A 23594-nucleotide genomic window follows, 5' to 3' on the forward strand; every position below is an offset into this window, starting at 1 on the left:
TGGACAAGTAAGATCAGGTACAAGATTTATTACTCGGGAGGAGAACGGGAGACTTTGAAATTCAAAACGAAATTGCATTTGAGTAATTTGAAGAACGTAAGAAATATGAGAGCAAACCTGTCCATCCTTCGAAATCTTAAACTACGATTTAAACTGCTGCTTATGAACGCTATCGCTATTTTGTTCCTACTTATTGTAGGTATTACGGGCTATTTCTACATGGATAAGATGTCTAGTAATTCTACTAGAATGTACGAGGAAAGTCTGCTATCTGTCAAATGGATTAATCAATTGAAATCAAATTTTAATGAAACCGAAGCTAACCTGCTAGAGATGATGCTTTCGACCGATGTGAAATACAAAGTTAAATTAAAAGTTAAATTAGATGAAAACAGCGCCAAGAATAAAGAGCTGGTCACTAAAATAGCGGGAATTGCTTTAAGCAAAGAGGAAACTGACGCTTTTAAAAGCTTTGAGGAACTGAATCTGAAGTACCGTGAAGTTATAGTCAGTGCGATAGAACATGCGACCCAAAATAATCAAGTAGCCTACCAAGTGTATAATAATGAGGTATCACCACAAGGTGATAAAACGATTGAAGCGTTGGACAAATTGGTTCTGCTCAAAGAGTTTGCTGCTGAACAATTTCAGCATACAAGCACAGCAGATTCTGCAACGTCACATTGGGTCATTATCCTTACCATTGTGATCGCAATCATCGTAATGACGGCAAATGCACTAGCTTTAAATATGATTATTACAACGCCAATTCGCAGGTTGCAGGAGCATATGGAGAAAGCGGCGAGAGGTGATCTTTCTGTAAAAGGTGACTACCCTTACGGGGATGAGGTCGGTAAATTGACAGGCTCCTTTAATGTCATGACCGAAAGTCTGCGCAGCTTAGTGAAACAGATCGCTGATAATGCGCTGACACTCTCGGCCAGTTCCGAAGAACTTCTAGCGAGTTCGGAGCAAAGCTCCCTAGCAGCGAAGCAGGTTGCGACATCCAGCCAGAAGTTATCCGAAGATTTCGATAAGCAGTTTGCTGGTGTCAATCAAGCGAACGAGGCTGTTCAGCAAATGCTGACAAGTACGAAGCTCATTGATGAGTCAGCCCAAGAGGTAGCCGAACTCGCAGAACAAGCAACCCAAGCGGCACAAAACGGCAAACAATCCGTGGTGTCAATTGCCGGTCAAATGACGGAAATCTCCGATGCTGTTCGCGAAGTCAACGATGTGATTGAAGCATTAGGTAAAAATGCTTACAAAATTGGTGAGATTGTCAATGTGATCAACGAAATTTCCACACAAACGAATCTTCTCTCCTTGAATGCTGCTATTGAAGCAGCTCGTGCTGGAGAAGCGGGTCGAGGATTCGCTGTTGTAGCAGGAGAAGTGCGAAAGCTTGCTGAGCAATCTTCTTCGTCTGCACGCAACATTACGGATCTTGTCTCCACGATTCAAAGACAGATCAATCATGCTGTAAGCTCCATGCATGCTGGAGCAGGCAAAGTGGAAGTGGGATTATCGATTTCGGGGAAGGCGCAAGAATCCTTCGTCCACATCGAATCATCCGTTGAGAAAGTGAATGCGAAAGTGGAAAATGTGAATTTGAATATTCAACATCTTGTTGATGCTAATTTACGCATAGAACAAGTAATGGGTATCGTGAGTGCTGTTTCGGAAACAGGGATTTCCGTCAGTCAAGAGACATCAGCTGCTAGTCAGCAGCAGATGTCGACGACCGAGGAAATCGAGAATTCGGCCAAATCCTTGGCAGGATTGGCCGAGGAATTACAAATTTCCTTGCAGAAATTTACGGTGTAGAATGATGACCGCGGGCGGTTTGCCTGCGGTCTTTTTGTTTAGGCTGCCGCGGATACGAATGTATTATCGCGAAGGGAGCGCATGAAAGTGACTTGATTGTGAGATAAACACGCTTAAAATTGGATGATCCGTCGGGAACCTCCGTAATGTCTGCTGAGGCGAGAAAAGGAACATGTTACGTCCTGAGAGGTTTGGAAAAGGCTTCTCAGCTGCTGAGAGCAGACGAGTTTGCGGGGGTTGCAACCTGAGAAGGCAGAGAAGGCCGTTTCGGAGGCCTGGATGGAGTGAAAGCGGCGTGAGACGTCTAGAAAAGACTTCTCAGCTGCTAAGAGCAGGCGAGTAAGCGCGTTTTGCAGCCTGAGAAGGCAGAAAAAGCCGTCTCGGAGGCTCGAATGGAGCGAAAAAGGAGCGAGACGTCTAAAAAGGACTTCTCAGCTGCTGATAGAAGGCGAGTAAGCGTGTTTGCAGCCTGAGAAGGCAGAAATGGCCGTCTCGGAGGCCAGAATGGAGCCAAAGTCGCGTGAGAGGTCTGAAAAGGACTTCTCGGCTATTGATAGCAGGCGATCTAGCATGTTTTACTTACTGAGAAGGCAGAAAAGGCCGTCTCGAAGGCCTGAATGGAGCGAAAGCGGCGCGAGACGTCTGAAAAGGACTTCTCAGCTGCTGATAGCAGGCGATCTAGCATGTTTTACGTCCTGAGAAGGCAGAAAAGGTTGTCTCGGAGGCCTGAGTTTAACGAAAGCGGCGTGAGACGTCTGAAAAGGACTTCTCAGCTGCTGAGAGAAGGTAAGTTAGCAGGTTTGCAGTTTGAGCAGTAAGATTTTTGATTTGAACGGTATTATAAAGTTTAAGAGTTAATATTTAACTTGGTTATTTGCTTCCCAAATTGCCTGTGTATTCTCGTGAACTTTGTAAGCTCTAACGCATTTGGTCCCCTCTCCAGCTGGCTTAAGGAGTGATCTTTCAGACATCGATTTAAGAATGCGGCAGGCTTTTCTTGAATTGAAATGCAGCAACTTGCTTACGTCACTTGGCTTAAGAGCTCTTCCAATTGTTAAAGCCATTCGAATGATTTCCTTTTCTACGTAATCGATTTTAAATTCTGATAAAGATGTTCCGCCAAGGTAACGCCCCATAAACTGCTGTAGAGTTTGTTCACACATGCGGGGGCGATCTTTGACATCATCGTAGGAGAAGCGTAGAATCTTCCATCCATCGATAATGAGGTGATTTTGGCGATTGCATTGGTCGGCAAATTGACTCCTGCTTATTTGGGAAGAGTGCGCACCGTAACCATCAATTTCGATGGCTAATTTGAGGGAATGACGTAGAAAAGCGAAATCGAGGAATCGGGTGCCATCGCGGAAGTCTTTCACCTCATATTCGGGGTGCAGGTCGTTGAAGTTACCGAATGCTGGCCACCAAACCTGATGAAGAAATGCTTTCTCAGCATGGCCATGGCCTTCTTTGAGCCTTCGCGCTCGTTCCCCTTTTCTGATAGCTAGATGCTGAGATAGGTAATTTTCGTGTGCAGTGTACATAAGATCGTTCATTTGCTTAACCTCCCTAAGAATAAATAAGCCGCTTCTCGAGCTCAGCAAAGTGCTGAACTAGAAAAGCGGCGTGTGCTTCACTGCCGTATTTTAATATGTTTGTTTGAGCCTATGTACCTTATGTACTCGATGTCTACTGTCTAAACAGATATTACCATAACAACCTTAAAAGTGATAGTAGCAGCCCTACCTTTAGAATTTACGTTGACCGATGGTAGGTAACAAAGGCGTAGGGGGATAGCTAAGAAAAAATACTAAAATACATAGTGTAAACTATATTTATACATTGACATTCCGCACAATCTCGTATATAATAAATAAATTGATTGAAATGAACCATATAAACACTTAAAACCAAACCTCATTTACCCCACACGAACGATTAGCGAGAAGAAAGTAACCCCCTCTCCTTGTTTGTTTTTCTCCCAATGCGCAGCACAATTCAGCTCATTTATGGTAAACCCGAGGCAACGTCAAGTGTTTCGGCAGCAGGTGTTTGTTAAGCAATTCGTACTGGCGCGGTCATTGGAGCCGCAAGGATGGAAGAGAGGTAGGGCTTTCATTGTTTTGATTCCAACACATCAATTTTGCAATTTCATAGATATCAATAATAGCAAGTATAAGGCTGTTTTTATCTATTTTTGGGATAAGGATGGCCTTTTTCTATGGCAACAAAACAAAAATCGTTCCCGCCCTGACACCAGGAGTGAGAACGATTTTTTGCTTACTGGTGAAACCAGGCGCATTCCTTTACAATAAAAATTAACAGCGATATGTAAAGGATGGTTGCTATGATTTGGAATATGAATTGGACATTCCTCCTGCTGGCTATATTATTTGAAACAGTGGGAACGACGGCCATGAAGATGTCTTCAGGCTTTACAAGATTAGGTCCGGCTATTGTTATGGGCATCTGCTATATTTTGTGTTTCACTTTACTGACGCTGGCTCTAAAGCAGCTCGATGTCAGTTTGGCTTACGCGATATGGTCGGGTGTAGGGACAGCACTTATCACGATCATCGGTATCTGGTGGTTCAATGAATCGGTTTCCACACTGAAAGTAATTTCCATTGTTCTTATCATCTTAGGGGTTATTGGTCTACATATAAGCAGCAGCGGGGACGAAGGCCAATCGAATGCCGCGCAGGCGCAAAATTCTTCAACGGCAATAAACTCGGAAACGAAAAAATAGATGGAAGTGAGGAGCCATAAATGAGCGAACATCGTTTTGAACTAAAAGCGGAGTGGTCTGGAGGCTTGGACGGCACAGGTCACATTCGAACAGGTAACCTAGTTACCGCAATCTCTGTTCCAAGCCAATTAGATGGTCCTGGAGTCGGTACGAATCCGGAGGAGTTGCTGCTTGGAGCGGCAGCGACGTGCTATTTAATCACACTTAGTATGCTGCTGAAGCGTCTAGATATTGAATCGATCGAGCTGAACTCAGAGATATACGTCCATAGCAGTCCGGCGATGAAGGTAGATAAAATCATTCACCGACCCCGAATCGGTATCCCAATTCATACTTCCCAAGAGTTTACGGATAAAATAAGCAAAGCGGCCTATCGAGCTGAGCAGGCTTGTATGATCAGTAAGGCTTTAAAAGGGAATGTTGAGGTCATCGTGGAACCTGAGATTCATCAATTGATGGAGTAGAGGATTTTATCCCTACAGCATCCAATCCTATCCCTAGGATCATAAATTGCGGGTCATTTATAATCAATAGTAAGCAGTGAAAGGCGCCAACTCTAGGATGGTGCCTGATTTTGTTTGGAAGGAGTCTGCCATCGTCGATGAATTTGAACAAAAAAGTGTTTATCGGTTTTTTAATGTTCATTATTATCCCATTGTTCGTATTGGGCTCCGCTGTTTATACGGTATCTCAGCAGCTAATTGAGAAGAAGTACGGCGATTTGACCGAGGTCACGCTGCAGGCGATTTCCCGTAATATTTATTACATGTTCAAGGAAGCTAATTACTTTTCGGACTTTTGGATGGTTAAAGAGAGCATTCAGGGGATCTACCGAACGATCGATGAAGTGAAGCCGAATGAAGAAACGCTCTCGTCCTATGACTTGAATACCTTTGATACGCTGCTGCGCGGCTCCATCTTGACCTATTCACCTGTTCAATCTGTAGCGATTTATAATAATGCCGGCAAATCGTTTAGTGCGGGGCGCGGGGGTGGAAGCGCTTTGCCGTGGACAGCGCTGATGCAAAGTGCCGCATTCCAGCACATTCAGGAGTTGAACGGAAGTCCACTCTGGATTGGACCTTCCGAATATAAGGAATTCGGGACAGGCCGCGGAGAATTTTATCAAGCGAGAATGGTCAAAGATTTCTGGACGATGGACAACCGGGGGTTCATGCTGCTGAAGTTCAAATTCAATGAGCTTGATCAAATATTCAAATCATTCAATACGAATGAGGAAAGCTCGAAGCGTTATTTGCTCGTCAATAAAAGCGGACTTATTTTTTATGATAATAAGCAAAATTTAGAAGGTGCCAATGTGCTGCAGCTGCTGCCTGGAAAATTGGATCTGCAGCTAAATAATAACAGTTTCCAGGCGAATTTTCAGAATGAAAAAAGCTTAGTTTCACTCTACCATTTAAATATTAATCAGATGGGTGTTCAGGATTGGAGCGTCGTGTCGATCACCTCATGGAAATATGTGGCCGGGGAAATTGAGACGATTATGAAGCTAGTCGCTGGGATTACGTTCGTCTGTTTATTTTTTGCACTCGTGTACAATCTAGTTTTCGTAAGGAAAATTATTCAGTTGATTCTGCGAATGCTGTCATCCATGAAAAAGGTTGAGCGCGGCGATTTGACGACCCGCATGGTGGAAAGCGGTAAGGATGAAACATCCGCTCTCGCTAGAGGATTCAACAGCTTGGTTGTGCGTGTGGAAGACCTTCTAGAAGAAGTCAAACGTCAGCAAGACCGTAAAAATAAAGCCGAGCTCATGCTGTTGCAAGCCCAGATCAAGCCGCATTTTCTTTTTAATACACTCGAATCCATCAATGTGTTAGCGATCCAAAATCAAGGAAAAAAAGTCAGCCAAATGGTATATCGACTTGGGAATCTGCTGCGCATTGGCATGGAAAACAGGGAAGAGATTTCACTAAAGCAAGAGCTCGAGCATCTAAAAAGCTACCTCGAAATTCAGGAATTCCGCTTTGAAGATCAGTTTCAATATGACATTCAAGCGCCGCCTGAGCTGTTGGATTATTGCATACTCAAGTTAACGCTTCAACCACTGGTAGAGAATAGTTTGCAGCACGGTTTTGAACCCATTGATTATATGGGCATGATCTCCATAAAGGTTGTGGATGAAGGAGAACGGATTGCTCTTTATGTGACGGATAACGGCATCGGTATAAGTGCGGAGAAATTAGCTAAATTCCATTATAAAACAGAGCTAGAGACGCCATTTCACGAAATATTGGGCGTGAATGAAGAGCGAAGAGGTCTTGGTGTCAGCAACGTAGCTGACCGTATACGGATCCAATATGGCGAACATTATGGAATGTTCATCTGCAGTCAAGAAGGTCACGGTACGACGATGAAGATCGTGATCCCAAAAAATAAGGGGGAAGGCTTATGAGGCTAAAAGCGATATTGGCAGATGATGAGCCTAACATTTTGCGTAATTTGCAGGCGGTTATTCCTTGGGATGAACTGGGGATTGATATCGTAGGAACGGCCAAAAATGGTGTGGAAGCACTGGAACTTAGCAGTCAGCATGTGCCGGATCTAGTTATGAGTGATATTCGTATGCCGCTAATGGATGGGATTACGTTCGTTCAGAAGCTGCGTGATATCAATGAGAATTGTACGGTGCTTATGGTGACGGGGTATCAGGATTTCGAATATGTACGTTCGTTGATGCGAGTAGGCGTGAGCGACTACATTTTGAAGCCTATTAACTATGAAGAGTTAGAGAATTCTATACGCAAATTGGCGAATGAAATCAGAGTTAAGAAGCTTAGTGAGCAAGAGGAGCAGCAAAAGTGGGGCAAAATGAAAAATTTGGCCTATGAGAAGATTTTGCAGGACGTTTTGATGAATTATACGGAAATTACGCCGAATACGCTGCTTCCGATTGATGATATGGACTCGGAAACGTTGACCTATTTATTTACGATCATCGATGTGGATGATTACTCACAGAAATCATTGCCTTGGACAGAGCAGGAGCGGAAGCTTTGGAATTTCGCGGTACGAAATGTATTGCAAGACTCGTTAACAGACGAGAAATTGAAGTTCATAGTACTCCAGATCCGCGAAGGCGAATGGTGTGTCATCATACAGTGGGATGAAACCGAAGAAAGTAAGGCATTGGTGAAGTTAAATGAAATTGCTGCTCAACTGCAGCATAACGTATCACAATCGGTTAAATTAGGCATCAGTGTCGGCATCTTCCCGTCAGCAGTGAGACTGCGTCAACTCTCTGACGCTTATCGTAAGCTTCAGCGATTCATGCAGCTTAATCTGGGAAAGCAGGAATCCGTGCTGTTGTATAAAGAATCCAAAGAGCAGGCTGATGCGAACAGCTCCTTATGGTATTTGGTGGAGGAAATTGTAACCGGACTTAAACAGCTGAACCGTCTCAAAACGGAGGATGCCTTAAAGCGCTTGAAATTACTGCTTGAAGGTCTGTCTGACAGCTCTTTTGCCAGGGCCTATCAAATGCTGCATTTCCTCATTCTTCATCTGCTCCGCGAACTGCGAGAAATGAACTCCCTTGATTTTCAGGAGGAAGAACAGATCTGGTGTCAACTGGATAAGAGCGAAAGCATTCAACAATTGCTTCAGGTTATGGTACAGCTTGTAGCACTTGGACTGGAAGGGACGAATAAGAAGAAAAACAGCGAGCTGCTCATGACAGCGGCGAAGGAATACATAAGAACGCATTATTCGAATGATTTTGGGATTGAGGATATAGCGAGCTCCTTAGGCATTAGCTCCAGCTATTTTAGTTTATTGTTTAAGCAGCATTTTGGAGAAACCTTTGTTGAATATGTTACGAAACATCGGATGGAATTGGCGAAGTCGATGCTGCTCCACAGTGATAAAAGTATTACGGACATCGGAAAATCAGTGGGATACATCGAACGGCGATATTTTACCAAAGTATTTCAAAAGTTTACTGGCGAGATTCCATCGGAGTTTCGAGAAAAGCGCAAAGAAGCGAAGTAGAGAATTTTGCCCCTTTATAAGGAATTTGTAGGTCTTTAGGACATACAATTGATATTTTATACTTAGATGGCAAGCAAAAAGGAGATCAATAGAGATGAGAAAAGGAACGTTGATTTCGGTAGCAGCGGTAGTGGCTATGACGTTCATCGTGTCTGCTTGCAACAGCTTTACTTCAAACAAGGATCAAAACCTTCATGCTGGCGAGACTCAAGGCCCCACAGGGGTAAAAAGAGAGCCAATTCTGCTTACAATTCGTCATACGCAAGTGAAAGATACGCAGAAGAAGCGCTTCGCGATGCTGCAGGATGTCGTGAAAGCTACGGAGTCGAAGGTGCCTGGTTTGTCCATTACGTTAGATGGGGTGGAGGATAAGGTCAATCGCTTCGAGAAGCTGAGAGCAGAGATGGCCGCAGGGAATCCACCGGAAATATTCGATTTGTTTGGCGGAACGGATACGAAGGATTATGTCAAAGCGAATAGGCTGCTTGATCTTACGCCCATATTGAATGAGCTTGGATTAATCAATAAGTTTTATAGCTTCGAGGAGTTTACGGTTAACGGTAAAATTTATGGCATTCCGATGGCAGGGTACGTCGAGGGCTTGTACTATAACAAAAGGATTTTGGCGGATCATCAAATAAAACCGCCTCAAACGTGGGAGGAACTGCTCGCTGCTGCCGCGAGTTTAAAGGCCCAGAAAATAACACCATTTGCAATGGCGGCCAAAGATTCATGGGTCATTAACATGATGAGCAATACCATGTGGGTACGCACAGCCGGGCCAGATGCTGTTCAGGGCTTATTGGATGGAAGTAAACGATGGACGGATCCGGATGTTGTGAATGCATTTGAGAAATATCATACGTTGATTCAAAAGGGGTATCTCCAGGAAGGCAGCTTAGCACTGGCCTATGCCGAGCAGCAAAATAAATTTAGCAGCGGTGAAGCAGCTTTCATGTTCGATGGCAGTTGGGCGAATACGCCGCTGCTTGACCCTGAGAAGTCATCCATTGTAAAGGATGTAGGCTTCATGAATTTCCCAGCCATGGGAGGTCCAGGAGATGGTTATATCAATGGAGGATGGTCTAATGCTTATGGCTTCTCGAATAGAGTGACACCAGATCAGTTGGTGGCCATTAAGGAGTTTATTAAGCAAATGTATAACGAATCCATGCAAAAAAGACAGCTTGTCGAGGAAGGTATGCCGCCCGCCATGAAGCTGCAGGATACGAGCAATGTGAATCCTCTTATAACGGAAATTTTAAATGTGTTTGCTAGTAGTAAAGGTGCTTTCCCTGCATTTGACTCACGTATTCAAACGAAAGTTCGAGAAAAATTGGAGCGCGGTATGCAAGAATTAATAGGCGGAAGAACCGACCCTGTCTCCTTAATGGCGGACATACAGAAGCAGCAAGAGGCATCGAATAAGGAAGAAACCCATACCCAATAGTAGGATGAGATATGAATAAGATAGGAAGAAACCCATATGCTTATGCGCTTTTTACATTGCCGACGCTGCTGTTGTTCGTGATCTTTTTCTTATATCCCATGATCATGTCACTGCGCTATGGATTCACGGAGTGGAACGGAGTATCGCCGGCGAGATTTAATGGTTTGAATAATTTCATTACTGCTTTTCGAGACAAATATTTCTGGATTGCTGTTCGGAATAACTTGTATTTCATTGGTTTTTCTGTCGGCTTACAAATCCCTTTCATACTCGGTTTAGCGCTTCTGGTGAGCAAAGTTAAGCGATGGACTAGCTTTTACAAAACGATGATTTTCCTCCCGACGATTCTTTCTACAGCTGTGGTTGGCGTATTGTGGGGATTCATCTATCATCCTCAGGCTGGACTGCTCAATCAAGCTTTAGAAGCGGTAGGGTTAATGACTTGGCAGCATGTCTGGTTAGCAGAGGAAGCAACAGCGATGCTCTCTGTGCTTGTTACCAACGCATGGCAGTGGATGGGATTCTATGTCGTGCTGGTGATATCGGCGATCTATGCGATCCCCCAAAATATATTAGAAGCGGCTGAGTTGGATGGGGCGACAAGCCTGCGAGAGGCTTGGTCGATTACGCTTCCGCTGCTGCGTCCCGTTATCATGGTGATGATTTTGTTATCGATTACAGGAGCAATGAAAGCCTTAGACATCGTCTTTGTGATGACAGGCGGCAATCCGTATGGGATTACAGAAGTGATGGCTACGTATATGTACAAGAAAGCTTATCGCATTGGCGAGTATGGGTATGCAAACGGAATTGCCGTACTTATTCTCCTAGTAACCGGCATGTTAACATGCTTGTTTGGCTGGTTTACAAGGAAGCAGGAGGAGGTGCGATATTGAAAAGAATTCCTTATCGCCGTGCCTCCCTGCATGCTCTACTCATGATGTACATAGGCATTATTTTGTTTCCAATTCTTTGGGTATTGGACTCCTCTTTTAAAACAAATAAAGAAATCATCTCCTCGCCGTGGTCCCTTCCAGAGCGACTTTCTTTATCGAATTATGTGAATGCATGGACGGGAGCCCATGTGGGTCACTATTTTACGAACAGTTTGGTGATTTCTGTGATATCCGCGTTGGCAACGCTGCTTCTTGGTACGGCAACCGCGTACGCCTTATCGCGAATGGACTTTCCACGATTGAGCAAGCTCTTAAAACGTATATTAATGCTAGCGTTGTTAGTTCCCGCGGGATCCTTGCTTGTCCCTTTATATATACTGCTTCGCAGCTTGAACTTATACAACACACCGCTAGCCTTGATCCTGCCATATGTAACGATGGGTTTACCTTTGACTGTGTTTATTTTTAGTGCTTTTTTGAAATCCATACCGAGCGAGTTAGAAGAAGCGGGGATCATGGATGGATTATCGATCTATGGACTTTTGTGGCGAATCATTATGCCGATTACGATACCTTCACTCGTTACCGTTTTTATGCTCAATTTTCTTAGCAATTGGAATGAATTTATGATGGCCAATCTATTTCTGGCGAAGGAAAAGTTTAGGACGCTTCCTGTGAGCATGGTCGCCTTTTACGACCAATTGAATATGAACTACGGTTCGCTCTGTGCGGCCATCATGTTCAGCGTGATTCCGGTCGTACTGCTCTATTTTATTTTGCAGAAACGTATCATTGAAAGCATTAAATCTTAACTCACTCATTCAAGGAGCGTGTCATCATGTCATCTTCATCGCCTAATAACCAACACCCTTTAACTTTGCGTCAAAAAGTGGGTCAAATGTTTATTTGCGGTTTTGAATCTTTAGAACCCAACGCGTCCATTACCCAATTAATTGAGGAGTACGGACTTGGCGGTGTCATCTATTTTCGTCGAAATGTAAAGGATGCTCATCAATTAGCTCATTTGTCGGCCGAATTGCAAGCGATGAGTCTCCGCAGCGGCGGACAGCCGTTATTCATTGCAGTAGATCAAGAAGGAGGTATGGTTTCGCGTATTGAAAAGGGAGCAACTCTGCTGCCAGGGAACATGGCTTTAGGGGCTGCTTTTGCGCCCGCTGGTGTTTATGCCAGTTCCAAAGTGATGGGGAAAGAATTACGCCAAATGGGCGTGAACATGAACTTCGCCCCTTGTTTGGATATCAATAATAATCGATTAAACCCTGTTATCGGCGTGCGCTCTTATGGTGAAACTGCTGAGCTAGTGAGTGATATGGGCACACATGCGGTGAAAGGCTTGCAGGATATGGGCGTTATTGCCACAGTCAAGCATTTCCCGGGGCACGGTGATACATCAGAGGATTCTCATCATGACCTTCCCGTTGTGCCGCATAGCATGGAACGATTGATGGAATTAGAGCTAGCCCCATTCATTAAAGCGATTGAAGGCGGTGTAGATGCGATTATGACGGCACATGTCGTCTTCGCGGCACTGGAAGAGAATGATGTTCCATCGACGTTGTCGTATCGTATTTTAACGGAATTACTTCGTGAGAAGCTACGTTTCAAAGGGTTAATTGTAACCGACTGCCTGGAGATGAAGGCGATTTCAGAAGGGATTGGTGTGGCGGAAGGAGCCGTTCGTGCCATTGAGGCTGGATCGGATCTTATTCTGGTTAGTCATTTACTGGATCGCCAAGTATCTGCCATTGAAGCGGTTATTGCTGCGGTGGAAAGTGGACGGATTCCAGAGTCGCGAATTGATGAGTCTGTGCTGCGAATTATGACCTATAAATATAAAAGAGAGATTCGATATGATAGGCTAGCACCCATTCCGACAGAGCCGATCTCAACACCAGAGCATCAACAGCTTGCCAAAGAACTGAGCCGTAAAAGTATTACACGGGTTAAGGATGAAGTAAGTAAAGTGCTGAACCTGGACGAGCCGACAGTGGTCATTTGGACGGAAGTACAAGCGGGAACTGAGATTGATGAAGTTGTGGATCGGAGCGGGACACTAGGCAGTGCCTTGTCTGAGATATCCGGAAAGCCTATTCAGGAGATTTACTTAGGATTATATCCATCGGACTCGGAAGTAGATTCAGTTCTGGCAGCTTGTGAGGGTAACAAACAAATTGTCATTGTCACATACAATGCAACATTCTCAGCAGGACAAATCAGGTTGGTTAAAGAATTAGTTCAAAGGGAAGAGCTGTATGTTGTCGTGGCTGCCGGGAGAAATCCTTATGATTTACTTGAATTTCCAGAGGTAAAGACTTATTATGCTTGTTATGAAAACCGGCCGCTTGCGATGGTTTCTCTCGCAAATGTGCTGCTAGGGAATGAGAAAGCGGTTGGAAGGCTGCCTGTGACATTGTCGGAGGCGTATCCGATTGGTTGGAGGCTGGATTGATGGGGAGAGGGGAAAGAAGAGATGACACTGGAGCAAGACAATAAGCAGGATGTTTTCGTAAAGGATAACAGCATGGAGCAAGAAAAAGGTGCGAAAAACATCGGGGAAGAACAAGATGTTTTCGTTCGGGAGTACTTTGTTGGGGTAGATCTGGGAGGCACGAAGATGTTGGCCGCCTTGGTTGCGTACGATGGCAGCATCATCGCACGGGAAGAGATTCCCACCCTTGCGCAGCAGGGGGAGGTAGCCGTACTCGATCGGCTGGGCAACATGATCGAGGGGATTCTAGCGGCTGTGCCCGGCAGCCGCAGCGCTCTCCGCGGTATTGGCGTCGCCACCGCAGGTACGCTCGATACGGCGAACGGTGTCGTCACCTTCGCCACGAACCTCGGCTGGCGCGACGTCGCCGTCGCCGCCGTGTTGTCGGACCGCTTCGCTTGCGAGGTCCGGCTCGAGAACGACGCCACCGCTGCTGCGGCCGGCGAATGGCTGGCCGGCGCGGGCGAGGGCGCGCCGGATTGTATATTCGTGACGATCTCCACGGGGATCGGCGGGGGCATCATCTCCGGCGGCCGCTTGATCGCCGGAGTCAACCATAACGCAGGGGAGCTCGGTCACATTTCCATTGATGGAAATGGGCCGCGCTGCCTCTGCGGGAATGTGGGGTGCCTGGAGCTCTACGCGTCAGGCACTGCAATTGGCCGTCGCGGCGCCGAGCATGTGCGCCGCGTTGTTGGAGGCGACGGCGATGCAGCCGGCGCCCTGACGAGGCTCGCGGGAGGCGACCCAGACCGCGTCGATGCGCGGTTGGTCGCGGCCGCAGCCGCGGAAGGGGATGCCGATGCAAGCGGCATCCTGCGCGAAGCGGGACGAGCCCTCGGCATCGGGCTCGTGAGCATCCTCCACCTGCTCAATCCACAGGTGGTCATTCTTGGCGGCGGCGCTTCGCATATCGGCGAGCCGCTCCTAGGTCCGATGCGTGAGATCATCGAAGATCGCTGTCTGCCTTCGATTCTAAGTCCGGTCCGATTCGTCACATCCGCTCTTGGTTCCTCCGCAGGAGCTGTAGGCGCAGCACTGCTCATGTCGAGGGATGGGCGCTGAGTCATTTCATTTTATGACTGGTCATATGACAAATTGCACTAGACGTTAGACACCTTTTTCGTTACATTAGATGAGGTTTATGAAACTTTCTTGGTTCCGATTACGTCGGAATGAAGTTGACGTTTTATGGACCAATCTATTAACGAAGGGGTGTTTTTTTTCTATGTCACAAGCCGTATCTAATGCTGCGCCAACGATGCGTTCTTTTTTTGCCAATCGTTTCGTGCAGTCCATTATGTTATCGGGTCTTTTTCTCCAAATCGGGATTTGGATTCGTAACTTCGCAATTCTCCTCTATGTAACCGACATGACGAATAATGATCCTTACTCGGTTTCCTTGATTTCCGTTGCCGAGTTTGCGCCAATATTTATTTTCTCTTTCATTGGCGGTGCTTTTGCGGATCGATGGAGACCGAAGCTCACGATGGTTTGGTGCGATATTCTCAGCGCAGCCTCGGTGTTTATCATTATGATTACCCTGTATTATGGTTCATGGAAGGCGATCTTTTTTGCTACATTAGTGTCGTCCATCCTATCCCAATTCTCTCAACCGTCCGGGATGAAGCTGTTCAAGGTTCATGTGCATGAATCCCAAATGCAAATGGGGATGTCGCTGTTTCAATCCATGATGGCCATCTTTATGATTTTGGGTCCAATTATGGGGACTTTCGTGTACTATACTTTTGGAATCGAAGTCGCTATTGCAATCATGGGAATTTGCTTCGTGCTTTCAGCTGTTGTACTAACGTTTCTACCATCTGACCGTAAAGCTGAAAAAGGATCAGCAGGACCATCCACACATATTTTTGCTGAAATGGGCGAAGGTTTCCGGTATGTGCTGAAAAATAAAATGCTTGTCACTTTGGGAGGCTGCTTTGCCGTTGCCGGTCTTGCTATTGGTCTAATCAGTCCGCTTGGTATCTTCCTTGTTACGGAAAATCTAGGCTTGCCTAAAGAGAACTTGCAATGGTTTATGGCCACGAATGGCGTCGCGATGATTATCGGCGGAGGCTTGACGATGGGGTTTTCCAAAAAAATGTCGTCGCAAGCGCTCCTTATTCTTGGGATGTCCGTAAGTGTTGTTGCGTTTGCAGTCATTGGTATGACACATCTGCTATGGGTCGCACTTTTGATGCAATTTATGTCCGGTCTGGTCATGCCTGCGATCCAAATTGGTATCAATACCATGATTCTTGGCAACACGGAGGAATCGTTCGTGGGTCGTGTGAATGGTATTCTGAATCCATTGTTCATGGGAGCCATGGTCATCACAATGAGTTTGGCTGGAAGTATCAAGGCTGCCTTCTCGCTTGAAACGATTTATATAACTTGTGCAGCTTTGTTTCTAGTTGGGGTCTTCATTATGGTGCCTTCTTTGAAATATAAGCAACATGTGGTTTCGCAGCCGAGCAGTGAGTGATTCATAAACCCTCTCGAATGTCGGTGAATAAAGGGGCTGTCTCGAAAGTAGATCTACTTGAGGACAGTCCTGTTCTCTTTAAATTAGACTTATTCTCAAAAAAATAGCGGACAGTAAGGCTATACCGGCCAACTGTCCTTATTTTTTTGTATACAACTGCTTTCTTCCATTGATGGTTGCACGACACTTCCATTTTACCGAGGATTGGTTTCTTTTGGCTTCTTGGGGAGAGAACCCCGAAGGATTCGCCCGCGCGAGCGGAGCGTTAGCAAAGGAGATCAGTGTCTACATCTACCACTAAGTTCGTCTGCGTCGAGTCTTCTTCATGGATACATGCATCCGTTTACCAATGTTAGCTTCACTAAAGGGAACGTAGTGACGTTATTTACGCGAAAATAGCTCTAATTCAAGCAAACGAGGAACGTAGTGACGTTATTTCGTTGTTTTTAGCTTCAAATAGCTCAAATTTCATCAAATAACGCCTTCTCGTTCCGCCGATTCAATTTTTAGCTCATTTTAACCAATTTAGCGGCTTGTCGTTCCGTTAAGATCAACGCTGCCCCCCCCAAGGTTTATATAACCATTTTTATACGAAAATGAATGGTGGTGTCCGTCAGGCCATGTTAGTTGGGACAGCCCCTTTTGTGCAAGATCACCCGATTTCTGCTAGGATTATTATAAAAGAATGTTTAAAAGGTGTGTGAATGATGCTTCAGTTGTTCGTCGATATGATTGAGCGGGTTGGATTCCTGATTGCGCTCGCATTTGCCTTTTCTCGAAGTCGTTGGATGCGCAGTATTATGAGCTATCAAGGTACCAGGACCTATCAATGGCGATTTCTTTTCTTTTTCACGGCTTATGCGATTCTCGCTACCTACTCGGGTGTGACGGTTTCGGAGTACACGTATCGACCGGCACCCTGGATCGGTGAAGTTGCGCCAACAGCGGCCATAGCCAATGCTCGAACCGTTGGAGTCGTCATTGCCGGCCTGCTTGGCGGTGTGAAAAGCGGGCTCATCGTTGGTATCGCGGCCGGACTGCATCGTTACAGCTTGGGTGGATTCGTTGCCGTGGCTTGTATGATTGCGCCTATTCTACAAGGTATCTTGGCTGGACTCTGCCGCAATGCGTTAAAGAAACGCTTCCGCAAGGTGGCATCTATTCAACTCGCCTTTCTTGTTGGCTTCATGGCTGAAGCTCTGCAAATGGTCCTTATTCTTGCCCTCGCTAAGCCTTGGGGAGATGCTGTAGACCTGGTTTCACTCATAGGTTTGCCTCAAACTCTTGCTAACAGCATCGGTGTGGCGCTTTATTTCGTGCTTTACAACACGATGGAGCGCGAAGAGGAGCGCATCGGCGCGGAGCATGCTCACAAAGCGCTGCAAATCGCGGATATGACGATGCCGCTTTGGCGGCTGGAGTTCGATAAGGCGGTACGTGAAATCGCGAAGGTTTTGAATAAGGAAATGAAGGCAGTTGGGGCCTTTTTCAGCAAGAATGGCTCGGCATGGATAGCGGAAGGAAGAAAAACGAAGCATTGGATCGACTTGTTCATTTATATTCCGAATCATCCTTCGATCGGGCAATTTCGTTTGTATTTTGAACGAGAGCAGGATGATAACCCGTCTCGTAGACGAATGCTCACTTCACTAGCCGGCCTGCTTTCTCAGCAGTATGCGTTTGTCGAATCCGAGAGGCAGGCACAGCTGCTGGCCGATGCAGAGATTCGTTCACTCCAAGCGCAGATGAATCCCCATTTCCTCTTTAATGTGCTGAACACTGTCAAATCATTTATTCGCACCAAACCGGAAGAGGCCCGTCAGATGGTGATGCATCTGTCTAAATTTTTACGCAAAAACATGAGCCATAATAACCAACGCATGATCACCATACGTGATGAATATGAATTGGTTATGTCTTATCTCAGTTTGATTAAATCACGTCTGGGGGATCAAATGGATTTTTTTGCTGAAATTGATGAAAGCTTGCTGGATCATCAGATCCCTCCATTTACGATTCAGCCTCTTGTCGAGAACGCCATTGTTCATGGGATCAAAAATAAAAAAGGCATCGGTGTGATCAGGCTTACGGTGAAGGAGGAGCTTGACGACGGAAAGCTGCATGCGCGGATTACCGTCGAGGACAATGGAGTTGGTCTAGAAACTGAAAAGCTTAACAGTCATGGGGAACACGCCGGCATGGCCTTACGGAATATCGAGCAGCGTCTAAACTATCATTACGGAAGAGAGCATCCTCTTGAAATTGAGAGCAAGCCAGGAGAAGGTACAAAAATTAGATTCTGGGTGAGGTGATGGTCGGTGGGCTGGAATATCGTGATTGCTGATGATGAAGCTCCGGCAAGGGAGGAATTAGCTTATCTCTTGGAGCAGTTTGAAGATGTGGACAAGGTGACCCCGGCGACCGGCGGTATGGATGCGATAAAGAAGGTAAAAGAGCAAGCTCCGGATGTCTTATTTCTCGATATGGACATGCCGGATTTAAACGGGCTTCAAGTGGCGGAAATCGTCCTTGAGATCAATCCGCAGGTGAAGATTGTATTCTCCACTGCGTACGATCAATATGCCGTCCATGCCTTTAAGCTGCGTGCTTTTCATTATATGCTTAAGCCCTATGACGAAGAAGATTTAGCAATCGTCTTTCGAGAGCTGCGTAAAATTCGAATGCAGAACGGATCGGTCGCTATAATCCATCCTTCCTCCGGAATAACAAGTGTGAAATTAGCCCTAGAATTGGAGGAAGGCATTACCTACGTGTCACCCAAGGACATCATGTATATCAGCAAAGAAATCAAACATGTACAGGTTCATCTTCATGATAAAGCTTATAACGTATCCTATACATTAGTAGAACTGGAACAAAAATTGGAGCCATTTGGATTTTTTCGCTGTCACAAAAGCTATCTAGTCAATCTGGCATCCATTATCGAGATGAAGACCTGGGTCAACGGAGCATACAATCTGGTCATGGATGACGCCAGTCGAAGCAGCATACCCGTTAGCCGAAATTATGTGAAGCTGCTGCGTTTGAAACTCGAAATTTAACATCATAAGGCCCAAATCTGGCATGATGCGCTCCAGATATTTCGCTCGGAAACCAAACAAGCTATACTTCTTGTAAGCGCTAACAATCATGAGTCAAATGGAGGGGAATCAAGGGGATGACCAGTGGCGCTTATGGATGTATGGGCTCATTTTTGTGTTCAAACGAGAATGTAAACACTTACTGGGAGTGATAGATATGAAAAACAAATTAACTTCGTATGTGGTCTGGGGTGCGATTGCCGCGTTAGGTGCAGCTGGTTTTGCAATGCTCGCTCTTTCGAATGGCGAGAAAATTTCGGCCGTTTGGTTAATCATTGCGGCGATTTGTACGTATGCATTTGGTTACCGTTTTTATAGTCGTTTTATTGCTAAGAAAATATATGAGTTAAATGACAAACGGGCAACCCCAGCTCATGTTCATAATGATTCCAAGGATTATGTTCCGACCAATAAATATGTTCTCTTTGGTCATCACTTCGCGGCCATCGCCGGAGCAGGACCGCTTGTTGGTCCGATACTAGCTGCACAAATGGGGTATTTACCGAGCATTCTCTGGATTATTATCGGGGCCGTTCTCGCCGGCTGTGTGCAAGACTTTGTGACGCTTGTCGGATCCATGCGACGGGACGGTAAGTCGCTCGGGCAAATGGCCAAGGATGAAGTCGGTCGATTCAGCGGTACGTTAGCATCCATTGCAACATTAGCGATTCTGATTATTATCGTTGCTGTTCTCGGTCTCGTCGTTGTAAAAGCGTTAGCAGAATCTCCATGGGGCTTATTTACGATCGCCATGACCATGCCGATTGCCATATTCATGGGCTTTTATATGCGCTATATTCGCCCAGGTAAAGTGATCGAGGGTTCTATCATTGGTTTCGTCTTATTGATGATTGCTTTATGGTCAGGACAGTACGTAGCAGAAAGTCCGATATTGTCTCATATGTTCACCTTCACCGCTCCGCAAATCGCCATTTTAATGGTAGTCTATGGCCTCATTGCCTCCATTTTGCCGGTTTGGGTACTTCTTGCACCGCGTGACTATTTGAGCTCTTTTTTGAAAATCGGCGTTATCATCTTACTTGCTGGCGGCATCATGGTCCTTTTACCGGATCTGAAAATGCCGGCGGTGACGAAGTTTATTGATGGAACCGGACCAGTATTTTCCGGAAATTTATTCCCATTCTTATTCATTACGATTGCTTGCGGCGCGTGTTCCGGATTTCATTCCTTAATTTCGTCGGGGACGACCCCGAAAATGATCGATCGAGAAAGTCATGCGCCTTTTATCGGTTATGCCGGTATGGCCGCAGAATCCTTCGTCGCTGTAATGGCATTGATCGCAGCGTGTGCTTTAGAACCCGGCATTTATTTCGCGATGAACGCCTCACCGGCAGTGATTGGAACCGATCCTGTGGCTGTCGCTGCGAAAATCTCATCCTGGGGCTTCACGCTGACACCTGATCAGATTACTAGCACGGCCAAAGCAATCGGTGAAAAGACGATCCTTTCGAGAACTGGCGGGGCACCAACGCTTGCCGTAGGTATGGCTGAGATTTTTTCAACGTTCCTAAATGGAGCTAAGGCATTCTGGTACCATTTTGCCATATTATTTGAAGCTGTCTTTATCTTAACAGCTGTGGATGCAGGTACACGCGTTGGACGTTTTATGCTGCAGGATCTGATTGGTAACTTCTACAAGCCATTTGGCAAAACCAAAGATTTGAAATACAATTTCATTGCTTCGCTGCTCGTTTGTTCGGCATGGGGATACTTCTTGTATCAAGGAGCGGTTGATCCGTTCGGGGGGATCAATTCCTTATGGTCACTATTCGGAATAGCGAATCAAATGCTAGCTGCCATCGCTTTAGCTGTAGCGGTAACGATTATGATTAAAATGGGGAAAGCTCGCTATGCTTGGGTAGGTATCCTTCCGTTTGTGTTCCTCTCAGTGACGACATTGACCGCAGGCTTTCAAAAGGCATTCTCGAATAATGCAGCGATAGGATTTTTGGCGGCAGCGAAGAAATACCAAGCAGGAATTGACAAAGGTCAAGTCATTGCGCCTGCAAAAAATATGGATGTCATGCATCAGATTGTGACAAATAACTATATCGATGCGGGCCTGACGATCTTCTTCGGCATCGTAGTCATTCTGATGATCATCATCTCTCTACGGGTTTGGTATACGATCATCATTCAAAAACAAAAACCTAGATTAAATGAAGCACCTTTTGTACAATCCACATTTGGAGCCTGATGCCATGAAAACAATTGCAAGTTTTACAAGGAAGGTTAACGCGACAATCAAGGTTATATTCAATATCCCAGACTATGAAAGATACTTGAAGCATCAACAGGATCACCATCCCAATGATACACCTTTGACGGAAAAGGAGTTTTACATGCTGTCCCTTCACGAACGTTATGAAAGCGGCAAAATTAATCGCTGCTGCTAAAGAGAAACGGAGCATCACGGGAGGAATGTACCCGAGATGCTCCGTTTTATTTTTTTATAGAAATGGGGCTCCAGCTTCCTTGAAAGCATGCTTCATTTCCGGTGTTATGGATGAATCGCTGATAATTCCGATGGTTTCCTGGACTTCTCCTATGACAAACAAGGAGCTCCGGCTGAACTTGGAATGATCGGCAACGAGGTAAGTTTCCATCGACTGTTTCATCATGCGTCGATTGGTTTCGGCTTCCAGCTCATTATAAATCATCATGCCGCGAGATAAGGAAACGCCGTCCACACCCATGAATGTTTTGCGAATGCTGAGATTATCTAATGTTGCATTGGCAAGTGGTCCCGACAGTTCGAAGGTTTGGGTACGAATTACTCCACCCGTTAGAATGAGCTGCAGCCCCGGCGTACCAATTAGTTCATAAGCGATATTTACCGCGTTCGTGATAACCGTAAGGTTCTTAAATTGGTTAAGTTTTTTAGCGATAAAAGTCGTCGTCGTACCGCCGGTTAAACCGATGATATCGCCATCTTCAATATAGCGCAGCGCTTTGTCGGCGATTTCTTTCTTCTCGTCCGTGTAAAGGTCCATTTTGTTGAAAAATGGAACTTCGACCTTCAAGCTTTCAAGCACGGCGCCTCCAAAAGTGCGGATGCAGCGCTTTTCTTGTTCTAGTATTTCAAGGTCCCGTCTTGCCGTTGCTTCCGATACGGCAAACTGCTTAACGATATCGGTCAAGGCAATGGAGCCTTTATCTTTAATGGCTTGCATAATCGCATCGCGGCGAATGTCTGTCTTTCCCATGGTACCTCCTAAAAGCAGATCCTTATTCTTCCTGTAGGTAACGCTTTCTTATATCTTATCATGTCAACGGATAAGCCGTCCATCGGATGGTGTCGGAAGTTGGAGACGCGGAGTGCATCCGATAAATAAGGGTTGCTAGAGACTCCTATTACATCGCTAAAGTGGGTGGGAGTGCGAAATTTGCAGCGGTAGCGATGATTTATAGCGTTAAAGTAGCTGACAGTGGGTAGGCGGTAGTGGAAAGTTAGTAGTTTGAGAGTCTGGAGGAGGGAGCCGCTGATATCCATTATGTAGGTACAGACACAAAACACACAAAGCCCCCCGGCTAAATATATGCCGGGGGGAGGGCTTCAAGCGGCACCACAAGAGGTGTCGCAAAGGTAAGCAGCAGCCGCTTATACAGTCGCTGCGGTCAGATCCAGCCATGCCAGCTCCTGCGGAGACAGCACAAGCTGCGCGCCGTCACGACATGAGTGCATTTCGGCTTCGCTGCGCGGGCCGATAAGCGCGCATGCCGGGAACGGCTGGCTCAGCACATAGGCGAGCGCGATTTGGATCGCGCTGACGCCTTTTTCCTGCGCTAGCTGTTCGGCGCGGCGCAGCCGCGTCCAGTTCTCGTCGCTGTAGAAGACGCGGACGAGGTCGGCGTTCTCGCGGTTCTCCGGCGTGAACCGTCCCGTGAAAAATCCGCGTGCTTGCGAAGACCAGGACAGCAGCGGAAACTGCTTAGCTTCGTGCCAACGCAGTGCTTCCTCATCGGTTGAGACGCAGCCGGCCCAGAATGGCTCGTTCGCTTTGGCGAGGCTAAGGTTAGGGCTGCTAAAGCTGAAGCCAATTAGACCATGCTGCTCGGCATAATCTGCTGCTTCTTGCAAACGTTCATGTGTCCAGTTGGACCCGCCAAATGCGCGGATTCTTCCAGCTTCCACATGTTCATTCAGCGCTTCGAGGATAACGCCGACCGGTGTTGCCGGGTCATCGCGATGAAGTGCATAGAGATCTATATAGTCAGTACGAAGTCTCTCTAAACTAGTGAACAGGTCACTGCGAATCGCTTCCGGATTCACTCGGGGTCCGTTAGCATCATGATGTGCACCCTTGGTAAAGATATTGATGTCATCGCGATTGCCCATTTCATCCAGCCAAATCCCAATTGCTTGCTCGCTCTGGCCGCCACAATAAATGAAGGCAGTATCGATCGTGTTCCCGCCGATAGATAGATAATGTCCCAGGATATCACTGACTTCTTGACGATTGTCCAGTCTAAAAAAGTCCGATCCCATAATCAGTTTAGAAACGGGTTTATTTAATCCTTTAATCTGAATGTGCTTCATATGAATCA

Annotated in this window: 18 protein-coding genes; 15 read left to right on the forward strand and 3 right to left on the reverse strand. The window is 46.0% G+C overall.

The annotated features are described in order from the left end of the window. Positions 1 to 105: 105 nt before the first annotated feature. The gene (locus NYR53_RS09295; protein ID WP_261304900.1) at positions 106 to 1827 is read left to right on the forward strand and encodes a methyl-accepting chemotaxis protein; all 1722 of its coding nucleotides are present in this window, start codon (positions 106 to 108) and stop codon (positions 1825 to 1827) included. Positions 1828 to 2681: 854 nt separating this feature from the next. Here the strand turns inward: NYR53_RS09295 and NYR53_RS09300 are convergent. Beyond that, on the reverse strand, positions 2682 to 3380 hold the full coding sequence (locus NYR53_RS09300; RefSeq protein WP_261304901.1) for a DUF559 domain-containing protein: 699 nt from the start codon (positions 3378 to 3380) through the stop codon (positions 2682 to 2684). 791 nt (positions 3381 to 4171) lie between these two features. Between NYR53_RS09300 and NYR53_RS09305 the strand changes: the two genes are divergently transcribed. The 14 genes from NYR53_RS09305 (at position 4172) to NYR53_RS09370 (ending at position 21442) form a co-directional block, all read left to right on the forward strand. After that, complete coding sequence (locus tag NYR53_RS09305) at positions 4172 to 4573, forward strand: DMT family transporter (RefSeq protein WP_261304902.1); 402 nt, start codon at positions 4172 to 4174, stop codon at positions 4571 to 4573. 20 nt (positions 4574 to 4593) lie between these two features. Next, positions 4594 to 5037, forward strand: a complete 444-nt coding sequence (locus tag NYR53_RS09310; RefSeq protein ID WP_261304903.1) for an OsmC family protein — start codon at positions 4594 to 4596, stop codon at positions 5035 to 5037. A gap of 137 nt (positions 5038 to 5174) precedes the next feature. Continuing rightward, complete coding sequence (locus NYR53_RS09315) at positions 5175 to 6989, forward strand: sensor histidine kinase (RefSeq protein WP_261304904.1); 1815 nt, start codon at positions 5175 to 5177, stop codon at positions 6987 to 6989. After that, entirely contained in the window at positions 6986 to 8584 is a 1599-nt protein-coding gene (locus NYR53_RS09320; protein ID WP_261304905.1) for a response regulator transcription factor, read from the forward strand. Before NYR53_RS09315 ends, NYR53_RS09320 begins: the two co-directional genes overlap by 4 nt. Before the next feature lie 94 nt (positions 8585 to 8678). Further along, on the forward strand, positions 8679 to 10034 hold the full coding sequence (locus NYR53_RS09325; protein ID WP_261304906.1) for an extracellular solute-binding protein: 1356 nt from the start codon (positions 8679 to 8681) through the stop codon (positions 10032 to 10034). A gap of 11 nt (positions 10035 to 10045) precedes the next feature. Beyond that, positions 10046 to 10930: a carbohydrate ABC transporter permease gene (locus NYR53_RS09330; protein ID WP_261304907.1), complete on the forward strand. Its 885-nt coding sequence runs from the start codon at positions 10046 to 10048 to the stop codon at positions 10928 to 10930. After that, positions 10927 to 11742, forward strand: a complete 816-nt coding sequence (locus NYR53_RS09335) for a carbohydrate ABC transporter permease (protein WP_261304908.1) — start codon at positions 10927 to 10929, stop codon at positions 11740 to 11742. Before NYR53_RS09330 ends, NYR53_RS09335 begins: the two co-directional genes overlap by 4 nt. A 26-nt stretch (positions 11743 to 11768) precedes the next feature. Then, entirely contained in the window at positions 11769 to 13400 is a 1632-nt protein-coding gene (gene nagZ, locus NYR53_RS09340; protein WP_261304909.1) for a beta-N-acetylhexosaminidase, read from the forward strand. 21 nt (positions 13401 to 13421) lie between these two features. After that, positions 13422 to 14504, forward strand: coding sequence for an ROK family protein (locus NYR53_RS09345; RefSeq protein WP_261304910.1), 1083 nt, complete (start codon positions 13422 to 13424; stop codon positions 14502 to 14504). Positions 14505 to 14667: 163 nt separating this feature from the next. Next, positions 14668 to 15924: an MFS transporter gene (locus tag NYR53_RS09350; RefSeq protein ID WP_261304911.1), complete on the forward strand. Its 1257-nt coding sequence runs from the start codon at positions 14668 to 14670 to the stop codon at positions 15922 to 15924. Positions 15925 to 16628: 704 nt separating this feature from the next. Further along, positions 16629 to 18236, forward strand: coding sequence for a LytS/YhcK type 5TM receptor domain-containing protein (locus NYR53_RS09355; RefSeq protein ID WP_261304912.1), 1608 nt, complete (start codon positions 16629 to 16631; stop codon positions 18234 to 18236). Between the two features lie 6 nt (positions 18237 to 18242). Continuing rightward, a complete protein-coding gene (locus tag NYR53_RS09360) occupies positions 18243 to 18986 on the forward strand; it encodes a LytR/AlgR family response regulator transcription factor (RefSeq protein ID WP_261304913.1) in 744 nt (247 codons plus the stop codon). A gap of 196 nt (positions 18987 to 19182) precedes the next feature. Then, on the forward strand, positions 19183 to 21243 hold the full coding sequence (locus NYR53_RS09365; RefSeq protein WP_261304914.1) for a carbon starvation CstA family protein: 2061 nt from the start codon (positions 19183 to 19185) through the stop codon (positions 21241 to 21243). 4 nt (positions 21244 to 21247) lie between these two features. Then, the gene (locus NYR53_RS09370; protein WP_261304915.1) at positions 21248 to 21442 is read left to right on the forward strand and encodes a CstA-like transporter-associated (seleno)protein; all 195 of its coding nucleotides are present in this window, start codon (positions 21248 to 21250) and stop codon (positions 21440 to 21442) included. Positions 21443 to 21496: 54 nt separating this feature from the next. On the opposite strand, the gene NYR53_RS09375 is transcribed toward NYR53_RS09370, so the two are convergent. Both NYR53_RS09375 and NYR53_RS09380 read right to left on the reverse strand, forming a co-directional pair. Then, positions 21497 to 22252 carry a DeoR/GlpR family DNA-binding transcription regulator gene (locus NYR53_RS09375; RefSeq protein ID WP_261304916.1) on the reverse strand — a complete coding sequence of 252 codons (756 nt, stop codon included), beginning with the start codon at positions 22250 to 22252 and terminating at the stop codon, positions 21497 to 21499. 395 nt (positions 22253 to 22647) lie between these two features. Beyond that, the gene (locus tag NYR53_RS09380) at positions 22648 to 23586 is read right to left on the reverse strand and encodes an aldo/keto reductase (protein WP_261304917.1); all 939 of its coding nucleotides are present in this window, start codon (positions 23584 to 23586) and stop codon (positions 22648 to 22650) included. Positions 23587 to 23594 lie beyond the last annotated feature (8 nt).

The organism is Paenibacillus andongensis, assembly GCF_025369935.1.
Lineage (GTDB): Bacteria > Bacillota > Bacilli > Paenibacillales > NBRC-103111 > Paenibacillus_E > Paenibacillus_E andongensis.

Coding starts and splice junctions, on each gene's coding strand:
- NYR53_RS09365 (WP_261304914.1), top strand. CDS start 19,183: ATGAAAAACAAATTAACTTCGTATGTGGTCTGGGGTGCGATTGCCGCG.
- NYR53_RS09320 (WP_261304905.1), top strand. CDS start 6,986: ATGAGGCTAAAAGCGATATTGGCAGATGATGAGCCTAACATTTTGCGT.
- NYR53_RS09315 (WP_261304904.1), top strand. CDS start 5,175: ATGAATTTGAACAAAAAAGTGTTTATCGGTTTTTTAATGTTCATTATT.
- NYR53_RS09370 (WP_261304915.1), top strand. CDS start 21,248: ATGAAAACAATTGCAAGTTTTACAAGGAAGGTTAACGCGACAATCAAG.
- NYR53_RS09325 (WP_261304906.1), top strand. CDS start 8,679: ATGAGAAAAGGAACGTTGATTTCGGTAGCAGCGGTAGTGGCTATGACG.
- NYR53_RS09330 (WP_261304907.1), top strand. CDS start 10,046: ATGAATAAGATAGGAAGAAACCCATATGCTTATGCGCTTTTTACATTG.
- NYR53_RS09355 (WP_261304912.1), top strand. CDS start 16,629: ATGATGCTTCAGTTGTTCGTCGATATGATTGAGCGGGTTGGATTCCTG.
- NYR53_RS09345 (WP_261304910.1), top strand. CDS start 13,422: ATGACACTGGAGCAAGACAATAAGCAGGATGTTTTCGTAAAGGATAAC.
- NYR53_RS09295 (WP_261304900.1), top strand. CDS start 106: ATGAGAGCAAACCTGTCCATCCTTCGAAATCTTAAACTACGATTTAAA.
- NYR53_RS09310 (WP_261304903.1), top strand. CDS start 4,594: ATGAGCGAACATCGTTTTGAACTAAAAGCGGAGTGGTCTGGAGGCTTG.
- NYR53_RS09375 (WP_261304916.1), bottom strand. CDS start 22,252: ATGGGAAAGACAGACATTCGCCGCGATGCGATTATGCAAGCCATTAAA.
- nagZ (WP_261304909.1), top strand. CDS start 11,769: ATGTCATCTTCATCGCCTAATAACCAACACCCTTTAACTTTGCGTCAA.
- NYR53_RS09300 (WP_261304901.1), bottom strand. CDS start 3,380: ATGAACGATCTTATGTACACTGCACACGAAAATTACCTATCTCAGCAT.
- NYR53_RS09380 (WP_261304917.1), bottom strand. CDS start 23,586: ATGAAGCACATTCAGATTAAAGGATTAAATAAACCCGTTTCTAAACTG.
- NYR53_RS09350 (WP_261304911.1), top strand. CDS start 14,668: ATGTCACAAGCCGTATCTAATGCTGCGCCAACGATGCGTTCTTTTTTT.
- NYR53_RS09305 (WP_261304902.1), top strand. CDS start 4,172: ATGATTTGGAATATGAATTGGACATTCCTCCTGCTGGCTATATTATTT.